18 protein-coding genes are annotated in these 17214 nt (G+C 51.1%); all 18 read left to right on the top strand.

Annotated elements, in window-relative coordinates; translation table 11 throughout:
• The first annotated feature begins 11 nt into the window (after nucleotides 1-11).
• Nucleotides 12-1052, top strand: coding sequence for a flagellar motor switch protein FliG (gene fliG / locus C6Y40_RS04350; RefSeq protein WP_105933519.1), 1041 nt, complete (start codon nucleotides 12-14; stop codon nucleotides 1050-1052).
• A gap of 11 nt (nucleotides 1053-1063) precedes the next feature.
• On the top strand, nucleotides 1064-1846 hold the full coding sequence (fliH, locus tag C6Y40_RS04355) for a flagellar assembly protein FliH (protein ID WP_105933520.1): 783 nt from the start codon (nucleotides 1064-1066) through the stop codon (nucleotides 1844-1846).
• Nucleotides 1836-3170: a flagellar protein export ATPase FliI gene (gene fliI / locus C6Y40_RS04360; protein ID WP_105933521.1), complete on the top strand. Its 1335-nt coding sequence runs from the start codon at nucleotides 1836-1838 to the stop codon at nucleotides 3168-3170. The genes fliH and fliI overlap by 11 nt, the downstream gene beginning before the upstream one ends.
• 5 nt (nucleotides 3171-3175) lie before the next feature.
• Nucleotides 3176-3640: a flagellar export protein FliJ gene (gene fliJ / locus C6Y40_RS04365; RefSeq protein WP_105933522.1), complete on the top strand. Its 465-nt coding sequence runs from the start codon at nucleotides 3176-3178 to the stop codon at nucleotides 3638-3640.
• A gap of 110 nt (nucleotides 3641-3750) precedes the next feature.
• Nucleotides 3751-5973 carry a flagellar hook-length control protein FliK gene (locus C6Y40_RS04370; protein ID WP_105933523.1) on the top strand — a complete coding sequence of 741 codons (2223 nt, stop codon included), beginning with the start codon at nucleotides 3751-3753 and terminating at the stop codon, nucleotides 5971-5973.
• A gap of 82 nt (nucleotides 5974-6055) precedes the next feature.
• Nucleotides 6056-6586: a flagellar basal body-associated protein FliL gene (gene fliL / locus C6Y40_RS04375; protein WP_105933524.1), complete on the top strand. Its 531-nt coding sequence runs from the start codon at nucleotides 6056-6058 to the stop codon at nucleotides 6584-6586.
• 12 nt (nucleotides 6587-6598) lie between these two features.
• Nucleotides 6599-7657 carry a flagellar motor switch protein FliM gene (gene fliM / locus C6Y40_RS04380; protein ID WP_105933525.1) on the top strand — a complete coding sequence of 353 codons (1059 nt, stop codon included), beginning with the start codon at nucleotides 6599-6601 and terminating at the stop codon, nucleotides 7655-7657.
• A gap of 34 nt (nucleotides 7658-7691) precedes the next feature.
• Nucleotides 7692-8102 (top strand): flagellar motor switch protein FliN, encoded by a 411-nt coding sequence (gene fliN / locus C6Y40_RS04385; RefSeq protein WP_105933526.1) that lies wholly within the window; start codon nucleotides 7692-7694, stop codon nucleotides 8100-8102.
• A complete protein-coding gene (gene fliO, locus C6Y40_RS04390; RefSeq protein ID WP_105933527.1) occupies nucleotides 8062-8553 on the top strand; it encodes a flagellar biosynthetic protein FliO in 492 nt (163 codons plus the stop codon). Before fliN ends, fliO begins: the two co-directional genes overlap by 41 nt.
• Before the next feature lies 1 nt (nucleotide 8554).
• Entirely contained in the window at nucleotides 8555-9304 is a 750-nt protein-coding gene (gene fliP, locus C6Y40_RS04395) for a flagellar type III secretion system pore protein FliP (protein WP_105933528.1), read from the top strand.
• 4 nt (nucleotides 9305-9308) lie between these two features.
• Entirely contained in the window at nucleotides 9309-9578 is a 270-nt protein-coding gene (gene fliQ, locus C6Y40_RS04400) for a flagellar biosynthesis protein FliQ (RefSeq protein ID WP_105933529.1), read from the top strand.
• Complete coding sequence (fliR, locus tag C6Y40_RS04405; RefSeq protein ID WP_105933530.1) at nucleotides 9579-10361, top strand: flagellar biosynthetic protein FliR; 783 nt, start codon at nucleotides 9579-9581, stop codon at nucleotides 10359-10361.
• 15 nt (nucleotides 10362-10376) lie between these two features.
• Complete coding sequence (flhB, locus tag C6Y40_RS04410) at nucleotides 10377-11501, top strand: flagellar biosynthesis protein FlhB (RefSeq protein WP_105933531.1); 1125 nt, start codon at nucleotides 10377-10379, stop codon at nucleotides 11499-11501.
• A 176-nt stretch (nucleotides 11502-11677) separates the two neighbouring features.
• Complete coding sequence (flhA, locus tag C6Y40_RS04415) at nucleotides 11678-13780, top strand: flagellar biosynthesis protein FlhA (RefSeq protein WP_105933532.1); 2103 nt, start codon at nucleotides 11678-11680, stop codon at nucleotides 13778-13780.
• A 33-nt stretch (nucleotides 13781-13813) separates the two neighbouring features.
• Nucleotides 13814-15169: a flagellar biosynthesis GTPase FlhF gene (gene flhF, locus C6Y40_RS04420; protein WP_105933533.1), complete on the top strand. Its 1356-nt coding sequence runs from the start codon at nucleotides 13814-13816 to the stop codon at nucleotides 15167-15169.
• Nucleotides 15166-16026 (top strand): MinD/ParA family protein, encoded by an 861-nt coding sequence (locus tag C6Y40_RS04425; RefSeq protein ID WP_105933534.1) that lies wholly within the window; start codon nucleotides 15166-15168, stop codon nucleotides 16024-16026. The genes flhF and C6Y40_RS04425 overlap by 4 nt, the downstream gene beginning before the upstream one ends.
• 1 nt (nucleotide 16027) lies before the next feature.
• Complete coding sequence (locus C6Y40_RS04430) at nucleotides 16028-16756, top strand: RNA polymerase sigma factor FliA (protein WP_105933535.1); 729 nt, start codon at nucleotides 16028-16030, stop codon at nucleotides 16754-16756.
• A gap of 44 nt (nucleotides 16757-16800) precedes the next feature.
• Nucleotides 16801-17184 (top strand): chemotaxis response regulator CheY, encoded by a 384-nt coding sequence (gene cheY, locus C6Y40_RS04435; RefSeq protein WP_105933536.1) that lies wholly within the window; start codon nucleotides 16801-16803, stop codon nucleotides 17182-17184.
• Nucleotides 17185-17214: the final 30 nt, after the last annotated feature.

A 17214-nucleotide genomic window follows, 5' to 3' on the forward strand; every position in this document is an offset into this window, starting at 1 on the left:
GGGGTCGTAACATGGCAGAAGAACTGGCCACACAAGAAGAACCAACTTACGACGTAAGTAAGCTCGAAGGCGTTGAGAAAGCCGCGATCCTGCTACTGAGCCTGTCGGAAGAAGATGCTGCCCAGATCCTTAAACATCTGGAGCCAAAACAGGTACAAAAACTCGGTGCGGCCATGGCCCGTATCGATGATATGACACAGGCAAAAATTACCTCTGTGCATAAACACTTTATTGAAGAAATTCAGAACTACTCAACCATTGGCTTCCAGAGTCAGGACTTTGTTAAACGGGCATTAACTGCAGCGTTGGGTGAAGATAAAGCCGCTAACCTGATAGATCAGATCCTGATGGGCTCCGGCGCCAAAGGACTGGACTCTCTGAAATGGATGGATTCCAAGCAGGTAGCCAGTATTATTCGCAACGAGCACCCGCAGATCCAGACCATCGTGTTGTCTTATCTGGAGCCCGAGCAATCTGCCGAGATTTTGTCGCAGTTCCCCGAAAAAGTTCGCCTGGATTTATTGATGCGGGTAGCCAACCTCGAAGAAGTTCAGCCTGCTGCGTTGCAGGAGCTTAATGAGATCATGGAGAAACAGTTTGCCGGTCAGGCCGGTACCCAGGCAGCTAAAATGGGCGGCCTGAAGTCTGCTGCCGATATTATGAATTACCTGGATACCAGTATTGAAGGCCAACTGATGGATGCGATTCGCGAGCAGGACGAAGAACTCAGTCAGCAAATTCAGGATCTGATGTTTGTGTTCGACAACCTGGTGGATGTGGATGACCGAGGCATTCAGGCAATCCTGCGCGAAGTGCAGCAGGACGCGCTTCTTAAGGCTATTAAAGGCGCCGACGAAGAGCTCAAGAATAAGATCACCAATAATATGTCGAAACGCGCTGCAGAAATGCTTACAGATGATCTTGAAGCCATGGGGCCGGTACGGATCAGTGAAGTGGAAACTGCGCAGAAAGAAATTCTATCGGTGGCCAGACGTCTGGCTGATGCCGGTGAAATTATGCTTGGCGGCGGTGGCGGCGAAGAGTTCCTTTAACAGGATAAGCTATGAAATCCTATAAATCATTTACGGTTGCAGAACTCGAAGACGCCAAAGGCTGGGATTTGCCACATGTTGATCAACCAGAGCCGACCGATGAAGGCAAAACGAATGCGCTGAATCGCCGCAGCGACTGGAAATATGAGCCGCCGGAAGAGCCGGAAGAAATTAAACCGCCTACCGCCGAGGAAATTGAAGCCATTCGTCAGGCAGCCTATGAAGAAGGCTACAACGAAGGCAAACAAGCCGGTTTTGAAGAGGGTAAAGCCGAAGGCCATGGGCAGGGGCACGAAGAAGGACTGGCCAGGGGGCATGAGGCAGGGCTGGCACAGGGGCTTGAGCAGGGCCAGGCACAAATCAGCCAGCAAACCGAATTATGGGAATCGCTGGTCACTCAGCTTCATGAGCCGTTAACGAAGGTGGATGAACAAGTTCGCAAAGAAGTGGTTAAACTGGCCGTCGCGCTGGCACGTTCGGTAGTGCGCACGGAAGTCAGAACCAATGAAGACATTATTCTTCAGGCGCTCAGCGAAGGGCTTAAAGCGCTGCCGGTGGAAGAAAACCATTACAGTATTCATCTTCATCCTGAAGATGTGCAACTGGTACAGGCGCATTTTGGCGAAGAAACGATCAAAGAACGCGGCTGGACACTCATTGATACCCCGGGTATGGAGCGCGGCGGGTGCGACATTGTTACCCAACACAATGCCGTGGACCTTTCCATTGAACGGCGCAGTCGCAATGTACTTGATAAATTCCTGTTAGAGCAGGGCTTATCTGATGACAGTTAGCCTGGCCTCCCATCTACAGCAACTCCAGAAACAGGTACCGTCTCCCCCCGTTGTCGCAGCCGGTAAGCTTATTCGTGGTATTGGTCTGACACTTGAGGCGGTAGGCTGTCAATTACCTGTCGGTAGCCAGTGTATGGTGCAAACCATCGACGGGGAAATTGAAGCTGAAGTGGTTGGCTTTGGCGATCATATTACCTATTTAATGCCTACCGAGGCGGTGCGCGGTATCGTGCCCGGCTCACGGGTGTTACCGCTTAATCGGGACAGTGGATTATCCGTGGGGTTAGGGATGCTCGGCAGAGTGGTGGATGGCAATGGCCTGCCGCTTGATGGGCTTGGGCCCATTGAAGCTACTGAACGAGTGCCTACGACCAAACCGCCAATTAATCCGCTGGCCCGCCGTACTATCGCCGAACCCATGGATGTGGGCGTGCGCGCAATTAATGCCATCACTACCGTAGGGGTCGGACAGCGTATGGGACTATTCGCCGGCAGTGGCGTGGGTAAAAGTGTGCTGTTGGGAATGATGACCCGGGGCGCTAAGGCAGACGTGGTCGTGGTTGGTCTGGTGGGTGAACGGGGCCGCGAGGTAAAAGAATTTATCCACGATATCCTTACCGAAGAAGAACGTCAGCGCGCGGTGGTTGTTGCAGCCCCTGCCGATACCTCGCCGCTGATGCGTTTAAAAGGCTGTGAAACCGCCGTTACTATTGCCGAATATTTCCGCGATCAGGGTATGAATGTGCTGTTACTTATCGATTCTTTAACCCGTTATGCCATGGCTCAGCGTGAAATTGCGCTGGCAGTAGGCGAGCCGCCTGCCACCAAAGGCTATCCGCCTTCGGTCTTTGCCCGCTTGCCGGCACTGGTGGAACGCGCCGGTAACGGCAGTGACAGTCAGGGCTCAATCACAGCTTTTTATACTGTTTTGACGGAAGGTGATGATTTGCAGGATCCGATTGCCGACTCCGCCCGTGCGATTCTTGACGGTCATATTGTGCTGTCACGCTCGCTGGCGGAAAGCGGCCATTACCCGGCCATCGACATTGAAGCCTCTATCAGTCGGGTTATGCCGCAGGTTGTGAGTGAAGAGCATCTGTTTCAGGCTCGTCGTATTCGCCAGGTTTATTCGACCTATCAGCAAAACCGCGACCTGATTACCCTGGGGGCTTATACACGCGGCACCGATGCCCGGGTTGATTTAGCCATCAATGCCGAACCGGCCATCAAAGCGTTACTGCAACAGGGCATGAAACAGGTTACCGCTTATGACGAAAGCCTGGAGGCCATGAGTAAGCTGGCTGGCGGCTTAGGTAAAGGCTAACATCGATGGCCCGTAACGATGTCACCCGTTCTATAGAGCAGCTAGCCACCGTATTACGTATGGAGCTGGAAAAAGAAAACAAAGCCTTAAATGCCTTTCGTCTGGCCCAGGACTATCATCAGCAACAGCGTACTAAACTCACCAGCCTGCAACAGTACCGTATGGACTATGTGCGGCAGCTCCAGCAGGAAGGCAGTGGTGGCGTAAAAGCGCATCACTATCAACAGCGTTTGTCCTTTGTTGCCAAGCTGGATAAAGCCTGTGAGCAGCAGGGGCACGTTATTGCCCAGTGTAAAATGGCGGCCGACCAGCGTCGTACTCAGTGGCTGGCTCAGCAGCGCCGACGTCAGGCCGTTGAAAAGCTCATCGAAAAGAAAGACCAGACCCTGCAGGTTATTGACAACCGAATCGAACAACAGATGATGGATGAGCTGGCTACCCAGCGTCTGCTCCGCCGTTCTATTTCCTGAATCCCGCCATTGATAAAAGTGGCGCACTCTTTGCAAAATCTTTACTGAAGCGACTAATACTGATGTAACAACACATCAAATTCAAGCAGTTAGGTATTGAGGACTCGGTTATGATGCAACAGCTTGCCACGCAACGATCACAAATTGCCGCTTTCCCGGAGACATTGCCGGAAAGTGCTGCCAAACGTGATCCGGCTCAAACCAGTGAGTCTGTATTACCTGTCAGCCCTGATCAGCCGGTAACGGCAAAGTCAGCCAAAAGCGCGCCGGCAAAAGATAGCTTTGCCGAGGTACTTAATCGCCAGCGTGGCGACGAACAAGCTGCTGAGGCAAAAAGCATAGCCGCTAAAGAGAGTAATTCAGCGTCTGAGAGTGAGGAGCTAGCGGCCAGGTCGTCAGCTCAGCAAGGCAAGCAAGAAGCTTCTGAGACAAACAGTACGGTAAGAACAGACAGTGAACAGAGCGGCGCTTCAGCCGACGAACCATCCGGTGAACCATCCGGTGAACCAGTCGGTAAAACAGACGGTGAATCATCAGACAAACTTGCCAGTGATTCAGAAAGCGACGCAAACGCGACGTCAGGTAAAATGGCCAGCAGCGCTGAAGAGCAGATAGAGACTAACGAGCGTCAGGTTTCTGCCGCTCAGACAGCTCAACAGCGCATCGACAACATTGCCGCTGCCGAGGAGGATATTGCGGATATTGCCATGTTGCTGGGCGGCAATGCTACCCTCACGGCCGATGGCGAACCGGATTATCTTGCCATGGTAGACGCCGTACGAGCCCTGCAGGATAAGTTAATCCCGGCCAGCGAAAAACTGGCACCCACCAAAGAACCGCTTAGTAGCGAAGATATTATCAGTATGCTGCCAACCGATATGGGCAAACCAATAGAGGGGGACGTGCTAACCAAATTGCAGGACTGGCTGAACAGTCTGTTGCCAGGTGAGTTGCCAGGGGATATTCAGGCCTCACCACTGCAACAAATGCGCGGTGCTGAACAGGTACTCTCCGATCTGATGGCATTGGTGAAGCAGGTCAAAGCCGGCGCAGCAAGTGAAGAGGCGGGAACCGAAAACAGCATATCTACCTCTGACTCTTCTTTACTAGCGGCTGTAGAGAACGTGACGGCAGAGTCAGCAGATAAAGCCGCTGAAGATGCGCAACTGTCAGAAGAAAACCTGGTAGCTCTGGCCATGGCATTGTTACAGGGATTACCCGGTGAGCGTCAGAACGCAAATAATGATACCAACCCCGCCGCCGAGGAAGGTGAACAGGCGTTATTACCTGAACTAGTAGCGGCTAACGTGCAATTGGCCGAAGAACCGATTGCCGTGGCAGAGGCAACAGACGAAGCGTTAATTAATCAGGCTGCGTTGCTGGTAAGTCTCATGCGTCAGGCTCAACACAATGCAGAAACTGCGAAAACCGAGACTACCGTTAATGCCGACAAAGCGCCCGTAAAAGTAACCGACCTCGATGCGCTGACATCGATGCTTAGCGAAAGTAACGATAAGACGTTACAGGAACTGGCGCAGGTGATGAGCGATAGTGCCAGTAAAGCCAATCCGGCACTCACCGATACCCAGTTAAGTCAGATGCGCAGCCAGTTAACCAGCGGCCTTGAAGAAATGCGCACGCAGTTAAAGCAGGGCCATCAACCGGGGATTGACCTGGCAGCACTGGTGCAACAAACCGTGCAGGATGTCGCCCCCCAGAGTAGTCAGAATATAGTGATGCCGGTGATGCAGGATGTTCAGCAACTCACTCAACTGGCTTCTATGGCAGGCATGAGCCCCGGGCAGGAACAGCAATTAAGTGAGCTGGTCACGGTAGCCCGGGATGTGCTGGTTCATGAAACCCGCCAGCAGCATGGTGATACCCTTAAATCCATACAGCAACAGACGGCCTTTGATAAACCGGTGAACGTGCAGCAGACACAGGGCCAGCAACAAATTGCCGAGAAGATCCGCTGGATGGTAAACGGCCGTCAGTCGATGGCTGAAATACGCCTGGATCCGCCCGAGATGGGCAGCATGCAAATTCGCCTGAACGTGTCCGGCGACAGCGCATCGGTAAGTTTTGTGGTGCAATCTCAGCAGGCTAAAGAAGCACTGAACGAAGCTATGCCGCGTTTGCGGGATATGTTTTCAGAGCAGGGGCTGGATTTAGGCGAGTCCTTTGTCAGTCAGCAAAACAGTGGTGAAGCCGGCGACGGAGAATTTGCCGATCAGCAAGGCGGTGGCTTTGGTGAATCGGCTGAAGATGAGACAAAAAGTCAGGAAACTCACGTTGTCCGACCTGCAAACGGCCTGATTGACGACTATGTTTAATGAAAACATAACGTTTGCCGTTGCCATTTATTGGTGAGCAGACATAATACGCCTAATTTGTGTAGGTGAGAGTGGTTGGAAAATGGCTGAAGAAGAGTTACAGATTGAAGAAACCGGTGGTAAGAAAAGCAAGCTGATGCTGATCATCATTATCGCCGTAGTGCTGATTGGCGGTGGTGGTGCAGCGTACTTCTTCTTATTTGCCGGCGGCGACGAACCAACGGCAGCCGAGCAACTGGCGGCCGAAGGTGGTGGTCAGGCGGCCGCAATGCCAGAGGCTAACGCCAGTGTGGGCACAGCGCTTTATGTGGCAATGCCACGGCCGATTGTATTTAATGTGCCGGGCTCAGGCCGTGACAGACTGGTACAGATTAAGGTTCAGTTAATGGTGCGTGGCACCGATAACGAGGAAAAGGCAAAAACGCATATTCCTCTAATCGAAGGTACCTTGCTGCAAACCTTCAGCGCCAGCAACGCTGATGACCTGGTAACAGAGCCGGGTAAAATTGAGTTAAGAGACAATGCCCTGGAAGCGGTGCAAAACGCACTGAAGGACATTGCCGGTGGTGAAGTGGTTGAACGGGTTCTGTTTACCGACTTCGTTATGCAATAGCAGGAGTTCGCTGTGAGCGATTTATTATCACAAGATGAAATTGATGCGCTGCTCCATGGGGTAGACGACGTCGAGGAAGAAGAAGTCGCCCATGATCCGGGAGACTCGTCGGCGCTCGAGTATGACTTTTCATCACAGGATCGTATCGTTCGTGGCCGAATGCCAACACTGGAAATTGTTAATGAGCGATTCGCCCGGCACTTAAGGGTGAGTCTGTTCAATATGATGCGCCGCAGTGCGGAAGTGTCGATTAACGGGATTCAGATGATTAAGTTTGGTGAGTACATTCACACCCTGTTTGTACCAACCAGCCTGAACATGGTGCGTTTCAGACCGTTAAAAGGCACTGGCCTGATAACCATGGAAGCGCGCCTGGTATTTATTCTGGTGGATAACTTCTTTGGTGGTGATGGCCGTTACCACGCGAAAATTGAGGGGCGGGAGTTTACGCCCACTGAGCGGCGTATTATTCAGATGCTGCTGAAAATCATCTTCGAGGATTACAAGGAAGCCTGGGCGCCGGTCATGGATGTGTCGTTTGAATATCTCGACTCCGAAGTTAACCCTGCCATGGCTAACATCGTGAGCCCCACGGAAGTGGTGGTGATCAGTTCGTTCCATATTGAACTGGACGGCGGTGGCGGTGACTTCCACGTGTCACTGCCTTACTCAATGCTGGAACCCATCCGTGAACTGCTCGATGCCGGTGTGCAGAGCGATAAGGAAGATACGGATCTGCGCTGGAGTAAAGCGCTGCGGGATGAAATTATGGACGTGCATGTGGAACTCAGCACGCACATGCTAGATTTTGAGGTGTCATTACGGGATGTCATGAACTTCAAGCCCGGCGATATTATCCCCATTGAAATGCCCGAGCATATTACAGTGCTGATTGAAGATTTACCCACCTTCCGGGCCAAGCTGGGTCGGTCGAGGGAGAATCTGGCCCTGAAGATTGCCGAGAAGATACCCAGACCTACTTCGGTGAAGTCTGAGTTACAGTTACTTACCCGTGGTGGCCGGATCATCGATAACGATGCCGAACTGCAGGTACTGGAAGAAGATTTATAATCGCAAGTCAAGTTAAGAGATAAGAGGCGAGATCATGAGTGAAGAAGACGGTATGGACGATTGGGCTGCAGCCATGGCTGAACAGGCCGATGCTGAGTCCGAAAGCGAAGGGGGTGACGACGACGGCGTCCGCGTAGCTGAACTTGACGAACTGTCTGATGACGCGCCCATCACCCAGGAAGAGAAAAAGAAACTCGATACCATTCTGGATATCCCGGTAACCATTTCCATGGAAGTCGGCCGTAGTCAGATCAGTATCCGTAACCTGTTGCAATTAAACCAGGGCTCAGTGGTTGAGCTTGACCGGGTGGCAGGTGAACCGTTAGACGTTCTTGTAAATGGCACGCTGATTGCTCATGGAGAAGTAGTAGTGGTCAACGACAAGTTCGGGATTCGGTTAACGGATGTTATTAGTCAAATCGAGAGAATCAAAAAGCTCAGGTAAATTTCCTTTCAAAACAGGGGGATGCTTTGTCTCCCTGGTTTCAACCCTGTATTGTGCTGAGGCGCAGGCCGCCAACTCCATCACCAATCCCAGCTCGGTACTGTCAATTTTTCTATCATTGCTGCTGATTGTCGCGATTATATTTTCCCTCGCATATGTAATGCGACGGTTTAATGTCACTCCCGGCAGCTCCGGTCAGTTAAAAGTCATTGCCAGCCTGTCGGCCGGTGCCCGCGAGCGGGTTATGGTGTTACAGGTAGGCGATGAGCAACACCTGATTGGCGTGACCGCCCAAAACATCAATCACCTCAGCAAACTCGAGCAGCCCCTGGAAAACGTGACCGGCAATGCCGCTGGCAGCGGTGGTGGCGCGGCTTTTAAACAAAAGCTGGTGCAGGCCATGGCGCAAAAAATGAATCCGGGTATGAAGGACAACAACGATGACAAATAGAATGAAAGCCATCGTCATACTCCTGTTGGGCGGTTTGTTGTTATCACTACCAGCCGTTGCTCAGCAAGGTATCCCGGCCGTTACCGTTACTAATAATGGCGATGGTACCCAGGATTACACCATGACCCTTCAGGCGCTGTTTATCATGACCGCGCTGAGCCTGATCCCGGCATTTATCATGATGATGACCTCGTTTACCCGGATCATCGTGGTACTGTCAATTTTGCGTCAGGCTATTGGTCTGCAGCAGTCACCCTCTAACCAGATTCTGGTTGGCGTGAGTCTGTTTTTGTCACTGTTCATCATGACACCGGTGTTTGATGAAATTAACGTTCGCGCATTACAGCCTTATCTGGATGAAGAGATGACCTCCATGGAGGCCTTTGAGCAGGCAAAAGGGCCCATGCGTGCCTTTATGCTGTCGCAAACCCGGGTCAAGGATTTAGAAACCTTTGTGTCGATTGCCGGTGAGGAAGATAAATACGCCGATCCAACTGAAGTACCGCTGAACATCCTTATTCCGGCCTTTGTCACCAGTGAATTAAAAACGGCATTTCAGATTGGTTTTATGCTGTTTATTCCATTTTTGATTATCGATCTGGTGGTCGCCTCGATACTGATGGCGATGGGGATGATGATGCTGTCACCGATGATCGTGTCATTGCCCTTTAAACTGATGTTATTTGTACTGGTGGATGGCTGGAATCTGATTTTCGGCACCCTGGCCACCAGTTTCGGAATGGGAGTCTGACCCGATGAGCCCAGAGGTCTTTGTTGAAATCCTGCGTGAGTCTATGTTTATGGTGATCCTGCTGGTGTCGGCATTGATCGTACCGAGCATGATTGTTGGCCTGGTGGTGGCAGTCTTCCAGGCGGCCACCTCAATCAACGAACAAACCATGAGTTTCCTGCCCCGTTTAATTGTTACGCTGCTGGCGCTGAGCTGGGGGGGAAACTGGCTGGTGCAGAAGCTGATGGATTTTACCTTCCATATGGTTGAGCAAATTCCGCAGGTGGTGGGCTAAATGGAAGTCGAACTAGCCGCCATTAATCAGTTTCTGGCTGATTTATTGCTGCCATTTATGCGTATCAGCGGGATGTTTGCCGCGATGGTTGGACTGAGCGCCAAGTCCATCCCGCCTCAGGTAAAAGCGCTGTTGGCGATGCTTATGACACTGGTTATCATGCCGGTGGTACCGCCTACACCTGTCACTCAAATGGTTGATTTAGGTACATTCGTAATTGGCATCCAGCAGTTGTTAATTGGCATTGCCGTGGGCTTTTTATCAATGATGGTGCTCAATACCTTTGTGCTGGCCGGGCAGGTCATTGCAATGCAAACCGGCCTTGGTTTTGCCAGCATTGTGGATCCGGTAAATGGTATTAACGTGCCGGCGGTAGGCCAGTTTTATCTGATCCTGGCTACGCTGTTGTTCTGGGGCATGGACGGACACCTGGCCATGATCAGAATGATCGTGATGAGCTTTGAAGCATTTCCCATTGGCGAAGCCTGGTTTGCCGCAGAACAACTCCGTGATATTGCCCACTGGGCTGGCTGGATGTTTGTGGCGGCATTAACCTTGTCTCTGGCTCCGATTGTTTCGCTGTTAATTGTTAATCTGGCGTTCGGGGTTATGACCAAAGCCGCGCCACAGCTCAATATCTTCAGCATTGGTTTTTCCATCGCGCAGATAATGGGCTTAATTATTATCTGGTTAACGCTGGATAATTTTTCTACTCACTTTGCTAATCAGTGGCAACGGGCTCAACAGTTTATGTGTGAGCTGCTACTGATTTGTCCAAGCTGATAAGGCTGAGCGACGATGGCTGATTCTTCAGAAAAAACAGAAGACCCCACGGGAAAACGAATACAGGATGCCCGCAGCAAGGGGCAGATTGCTCGTTCCAGAGAGCTCTCCACCACACTGGTGCTGGTGGCGAGTAGTCTGATGCTGTTGCTGTTTGGCAGTTTTATCGCCGAAGCCCTGTTTGCCATTTCTGGGCGGATGTTTACCCTGTCGCGGGACGAAACCTACGATCCCACCCACATGTTTTCCGCCTGGGGTGTGGCTATCACCGAAGTCAGTACGCCGGTACTTTCATTTATGTTTGTTTCAATGATTGCCGGTATCTATGGCTCTATCGCATTGGGTGGCTATAACTTTACCTGGTATTCTGCCGCGCCTCGCTTCTCCAAGCTTAATCCACTAAGTGGTATGAAGCGGATGTTTGGCGTAAACGGCCTGGTGGAACTGTTAAAAGCCTTTGCCAAGTTTATTGTAATTGGCGCTATGGCGCTGATATCGCTGTCTTTATTTCAGGATGAAGCGCTACACTTGGATCAGGAAATATACCCGCTGAATATTTTCCACGCGCTGGATATGATTGAGTGGGCCTTTTTTCTGCTCACCCTCGGCATGGTGCCTATTGCGCTATTTGATGTGCCGTATCAGTCCTATAAGCACAATGAACAAATGAAAATGACTAAGCAGCAGGTTAAGGATGAGCGTAAAAACTCAGAAGGGGATCCCCAGGTAAAAGGGCGCATCCGTAAACTGCAATATCAGGCGGCAGCGCGGCGAATGATGCAGGAAGTGCCTAAAGCTGATGTAGTTGTTACCAACCCGACGCATTATTCTGTGGCGCTTAAATATGATGAACACGGCGTGCGGGCACCAGTGGTTATCGCTAAAGGCTCCGACGAACTGGCTATGCATATCCGAAAAATTGCCACCGCTCATGATGTGCCACTCATTCCTTCGCCTATGCTGACCCGGGCGATCTACTACACCACCGAAGTGGATGAAGAAATCCCGCACAAACTGTTTATGGCGGTCGCCCAGGTTTTGGCTTACGTATTCCAGCTTAAGAAATACAAAGCAGGTAAAGCCAAGCGGCCTAAGCCACTGTCGCGTAACCTGCCAATCCCACCTGATATGCGTTATTAACTACAGGTATCTTATACCCTGACAGGCTGTTCAGAGCAGTCTGTCTGGCCCCAAATATCGCAATTGACGATAATTCGAGCACTTAAACCGTGGTCACAAAAAGCTGGCACGGGGATTGAAGTAGTCCCCGTAAGCGAATTTTAGTGTCAAAAATCGGTGATTGAGAACGTCTCGTTATGGTGTTAACAGAATATCTGCAGCGTGTTGATAAAACCCGGCTTCAACAGTTAAGTCAGGGCTTAGGCGTACCTCTGGTTCTGCTGGCCATTATGGGTATGGTAATTTTGCCCATGCCGCCGATTTTGCTCGACGTACTATTCAGCTTCAACATCGCACTGTCACTGGTAATTATTCTGGTTGCGGTACTGACCAACCGGCCGGTGGACTTTGGTATCTTCCCGCTGGTCCTGCTAATTGCAACGGTATTACGTCTTGCCCTCAATGTCGCGTCGACCCGGGTGGTCTTGCTGTATGGCCACGAAGGGGGCGATGCTGCCGGTAAAGTTATCGAAGCATTTGGTGAAGTGGTGATTGGCGGCAACTACGCTGTGGGTGTGGTTGTCTTTGCTATCTTGCTGATTATTAACTTTAAAGTAGTTACCGCTGGTGCCGGACGTATTTCCGAAGTAGGGGCTCGTTTTACCCTCGACGCCATGCCGGGTAAACAAATGGCTATCGATGCCGACCTCAACGCTGGCTATATCGATCAGGACGAGGCTCGCCGTCGTCGCGAAGATATCACCGCTGAAGCCGACTTTTACGGTTCTATGGACGGTGCGTCAAAATTTGTAAAGGGCGATGCCATCGCCGGCCTGTTCATTATGCTTATTAATATCGTCGGCGGCCTGTTTATCGGTATGATTCAGCATGATCTGTCTTTCGGCAATGCGCTGGAGGTCTACACCATCCTGACCATCGGTGACGGTCTGGTGGCGCAAATTCCCTCGTTACTGCTGTCAGTGGCCACCGCCATTATTGTGACGCGTGAAAATGAAAGCCAGGAAATGGGCAGCGAGATTACCACCCAGTTGGGTAACAAAAAGGCGCTGTATATTTCTTCCGGGATCCTGTTTGTTATGGGTATTGTCCCCGGTATGCCTCATCTGGCCTTCCTCGGCTTTTCGGCGCTGGCCGGCGGCTATGCGTACTATCAAAGCTATGCTGAAAAACGCAAGGCTGAGCAACCAGCCCCTCCGGTAGTCAGCGATAACCCTGAAGACAATGTACCGGCAGAGATTAAAGAACTGGGCTGGGATGACGTTCAGCACGTGGATACCATTGGTCTGGAAGTCGGCTACCGTTTAATTCCGCTGGTGGATAAAACCCAGGGCGGCGAATTACTGACGCGGATTAAAGGGGTGCGTAAGAAACTGTCCCAGGAACTGGGCTTTTTAATCCCGCCGGTGCACATCCGCGATAATCTCGATCTCGATCCTAACGCTTACAACATTTCCATGCTCGGTGTGACCATTGGCGATGCCGAAGTCAGCCATGATGAAGAACTCGCGATAAACCCTGGCCAGGTATTTGGCAAGCTCGAGGGACGGGCTACCCGTGATCCAGCCTTCGGCCTGGATGCGGTGTGGATTAAGCCAGCGCAGCGTGAGCATGCGCAAACCCTGGGTTATACCGTGGTTGATGCGGCGACTGTGATTGCAACCCATCTGAGCCAGTTATTAACCAACAATGCTTATCAACTGCTGGGCTTTGAAGAAGTGCAGCAACTAATGGATATGCTGGCCAAACATAATCCAAAACTGGTTGAAGGGCTTATCCCGGATCTGTTGTCGCTGGCAACCGTGGTAAAAGTCCTGCAAACCTTGTTGTACGAGGGCGTGCCTATTCGTGACATGCGTACTATCGTACAGACGCTGACTGAGTATGCCCCGAAGAGTCAGGATCCTGACGTATTGGTCTCCGCCGTTCGCATTGCCCTGAAACGCTTAATCGTGCAGGAAATTAACAGCGGTGGAGCAGAACTGCCGGTGATCACCCTGGCGCCTGAATTAGAGCAGATGTTACATCAGTCATTACAGGCTGGCGGCGATGATGGTGCCGGTATCGAGCCGGGGCTGGCTGAGCGCCTGCAACAGTCGTTGCAACAGGCTGGTCAGCAGCAGGAACTGGCGGGTGAGCCAGCCGTATTATTAACATCGGGCATGTTACGCCCGGTATTGTCGAGATTCTTAAAGAATGCAGTGAGTGGCTTGCATGTATTGTCGTACCAGGAAATCCCGGATGATAAGCAGGTACGCATTGTTTCGTCCGTCGGTCAGTAATCTGACAGGCACCCTGATACCTAAGAGGTCATTATGAAAATTAGACGATTTTTTGGCAAAGACATGCGTGAAGCATTAAGCCAGGTAAAAAATGAACTGGGTAGTGATGCGGTGATCATGTCAAACCGCAAAGTGGCCGACGGCATCGAACTGGTAGCGGCCTACGATAAAGAGCCGGTCGCTAAATTATCGGTACCGCCTAAACCCAAAGCGCCGGTAGCTAAGCAAAGCGAAGGTGGTTTGCCGACGTTGAGTGAAATTATTGGTGATGATGGTCCGGATACCCTGCGTGCTCTGCTGGAAAAGCAGGCTGAGCAGAAGGCCGCCGTTGCCCAGCGCGTTGAAGCAGCCAATGCGGAAGCAGAAAAACGCGCGCCTGCCAAACCCGCTCCTGAGGTTGCCCCGGCTAAGCCGGAAACCCCGCTATTTGATGCCGAAAACGAAGAAGCCGAGCTTAGCGGTGGTGGCAGCCTGGCCGATATTCGTGCCGAAATTGCCTCGCTACGTAACGTATTGCAGTTCCAGTTGGCTGATATGCAACAACAGCAACACTCGCGGCTTAAACCGCAACAGCGTTACCTGCTTCAGCAGCTTTGCGATATGGGCATCAGTCAGTCGCTGGCAGCTCAGCTTGTCACTTATACCCCGGCCGAGTGCAACGAGCGTGAAGCCTGGTTGTATCTGCTAAAACTATTGTCCAATCGTCTGACCACTAACAACGATGATATTCTTACCCAACAGGGTGTGGTGGCGTTGGTCGGGCCAACCGGTACCGGCAAAACCACTACCATTGCCAAGCTGGCTGCCCGTTATGCACAAAAGTACGGTGCCGACCAGGTTGCTCTGATTACAATTGATACTTATCGCATTGCTGCCTATGAGCAGTTAGCTACCTACGGCAAAATAATTGGCTGCCCGGTTCGTAAAGCGCAGTCTGGTGAACAATTAGCCGATTTGCTGTTCCAGTTACGTAATAAACGCCTGGTACTGATTGATACCGCAGGCTTTAGTCAGCGCGATAGTCGCCTGATCAGTCAGTTGGCTACCTTCGGCCAGGTGAGCGGTCAGCAGGTAAAAAACTATTTAGTTGTGCAGGGTAACACGCAACAGGCTACACTTAAGCACATAATAAATGCCTATAAGAGTATTGATTTGCAAGGATGTATCATCACTAAGCTGGATGAGTGCTATAGTTTAGGTGAGGTGATCAGTAATGTAATTGAAGCGCAGTTGCCAGTCAGTTATGTTGCCGATGGCCAACAGGTGCCTGAGGATATTCATGTTGCTAATGCAAAATCTATAATCTCTTTAGCAGCAAAGCTTTATAAAAAGTATGGTTTGAATCATACTAATAGCAGTTCCGATGTAAACACAGCACAGGCAGTATGATTGAAGACCAGGCGAGTAGCTTACGAAAGATGAATCAATCACGATTAATCAAGGTAATAGCCGTAACTGGCGGAAAGGGCGGAGTAGGGAAAACCAACGTTACTCTGAACACCGCTATTGCAATGGCAAAACAGGGCAAAAAGGTCATGGTTCTGGATGCAGACCTTGGCCTGGCCAACGTAGACGTGATGCTGGGATTACGCGTAGAGAAGAATCTGTCTCATGTGTTGTCCGGCGAATGCACGCTTGACGAAGTACTGGTAACCGGTCCGCATGGGATCAAAATTGCCCCGGCGACCTCCGGTACCCAGTCGATGACCGAGCTGTCGCCCACTCAGCATGCGGGGCTCATTCGTGCATTCAGTGAACTGCGTTCGCAAATCGACGTGCTTATTGTCGATACGGCCGCGGGTATTTCTGACATGGTGCTGAGCTTTTCAAGAGCATCCCAGGACATTCTGGTAGTGGTATGTGACGAACCCACCTCACTCACTGATGCCTACGCACTTATCAAGATCCTTAACCGCGATCACGGCATTTTCCGTTTTAAGATAGTGGCTAACATGGTCAGGGACGTGCGTGAGGGGCAGGAGTTGTTCAGTAAGTTGTCGAAAGTTACCGGTCGCTTCCTCGACGTGGCGTTGGAATTAGTGGCAACTATCCCCTTTGATGAAAATATTCGCCGGGCGGTTCGTAAACAAACCGCCATTGTTGATGCATTCCCATCATCTCCGGCATCGGTCGCCATTGGTCAACTGGCTACAAAAGCACTGACCTGGCCTATCCCGGCGCAGCCTGGCGGACACCTTGAGTTCTTCGTCGAGCAATTGATCGCGTCGAAGGTGGCAGGGAGATAGCGTGAATAGCAAAGCTGCAGCGTACAAACAACAAACCGATAAAGCGCAGCTGGTTGAGCGACATGCTTCTTTAGTTAAACGTATTGCTCACCATTTAATGGCGCGGCTGCCAGCCAGTGTAATTGTTGATGACCTGATCCAGGCCGGTATGATTGGCCTGCTTGAGGCGGCGAAAAACTTTGATGGCAGTAAAGGAGCCAGTTTCGAAACGTTTGCCGGAATTCGCATCCGTGGTGCCATGCTGGACGAAATTCGCAAGGGTGACTGGACGCCCCGGTCAGTGCACAAAAATGGTCGCGCCATTGCCGATGCGATTTCCCAGGTAGAGCGCGAAACCGGACGGGATGCACGGGATGTCGACATTGCTGCTAAACTCAATGTGTCGTTACCCGAATACCACCAGATGTTATCGGAGGTCAATGCCGGCAAACTGGTTGGTATTGAAGACTTAGGCGTGTCTGAAGACGTGATAGCGACGGATGAGTCGCGGGGCACGGATTCACCGCTGGAAGATTTAATGCAAGGTTCATTTCAAAAAGCGCTGGCGCATGCTATTACTACATTACCAGAACGTGAAGCGATCGTACTATCCTTGTATTATGACGAAGAATTAAACCTGCGGGAAATCGGCGAGGTTCTCGAGGTAAGTGAATCACGGGTCAGTCAAATTCACAGCCAGGCGATGTTAAAACTTAAAGCGCGCATGCGGTCCTGGCAGACTGGTGAGTAACATTAACTATACTAACAATATGACTATCCTCACTGGAGGCAATTTTGGATAAGAATATGAAAATTCTCGTGGTAGATGATTTTTCTACGATGAGACGTATTATCAAAAACTTACTCAAAGATCTCGGCTTTTCCAATATTCAGGAGGCCGATGATGGAAGTACTGCGCTGCCAATGCTGCAGCAGGGCGACTTTGACTTTGTAGTAACCGACTGGAACATGCCTGGCATGCAGGGGATCGACCTGCTGCGCGCGATTCGTGCTGACGATAGCCTGAAGCATCTACCGGTACTGATGGTGACTGCCGAGGCGAAAAAGGAACAAATCGTAGCAGCCGCCCAGGCGGGTGTTAATGGCTACGTAGTTAAACCGTTCACTGCCGCTACACTAAAAGAAAAACTAGAAAAGATTTTTGAACGTTTAGGTTAATCCAGTAACGTGTTTAACCGCCGAGGACAA

This window comes from Marisediminitalea alba (assembly GCF_002993365.1).
GTDB classification, from domain to species: domain Bacteria; phylum Pseudomonadota; class Gammaproteobacteria; order Enterobacterales; family Alteromonadaceae; genus Alteromonas; species Alteromonas alba.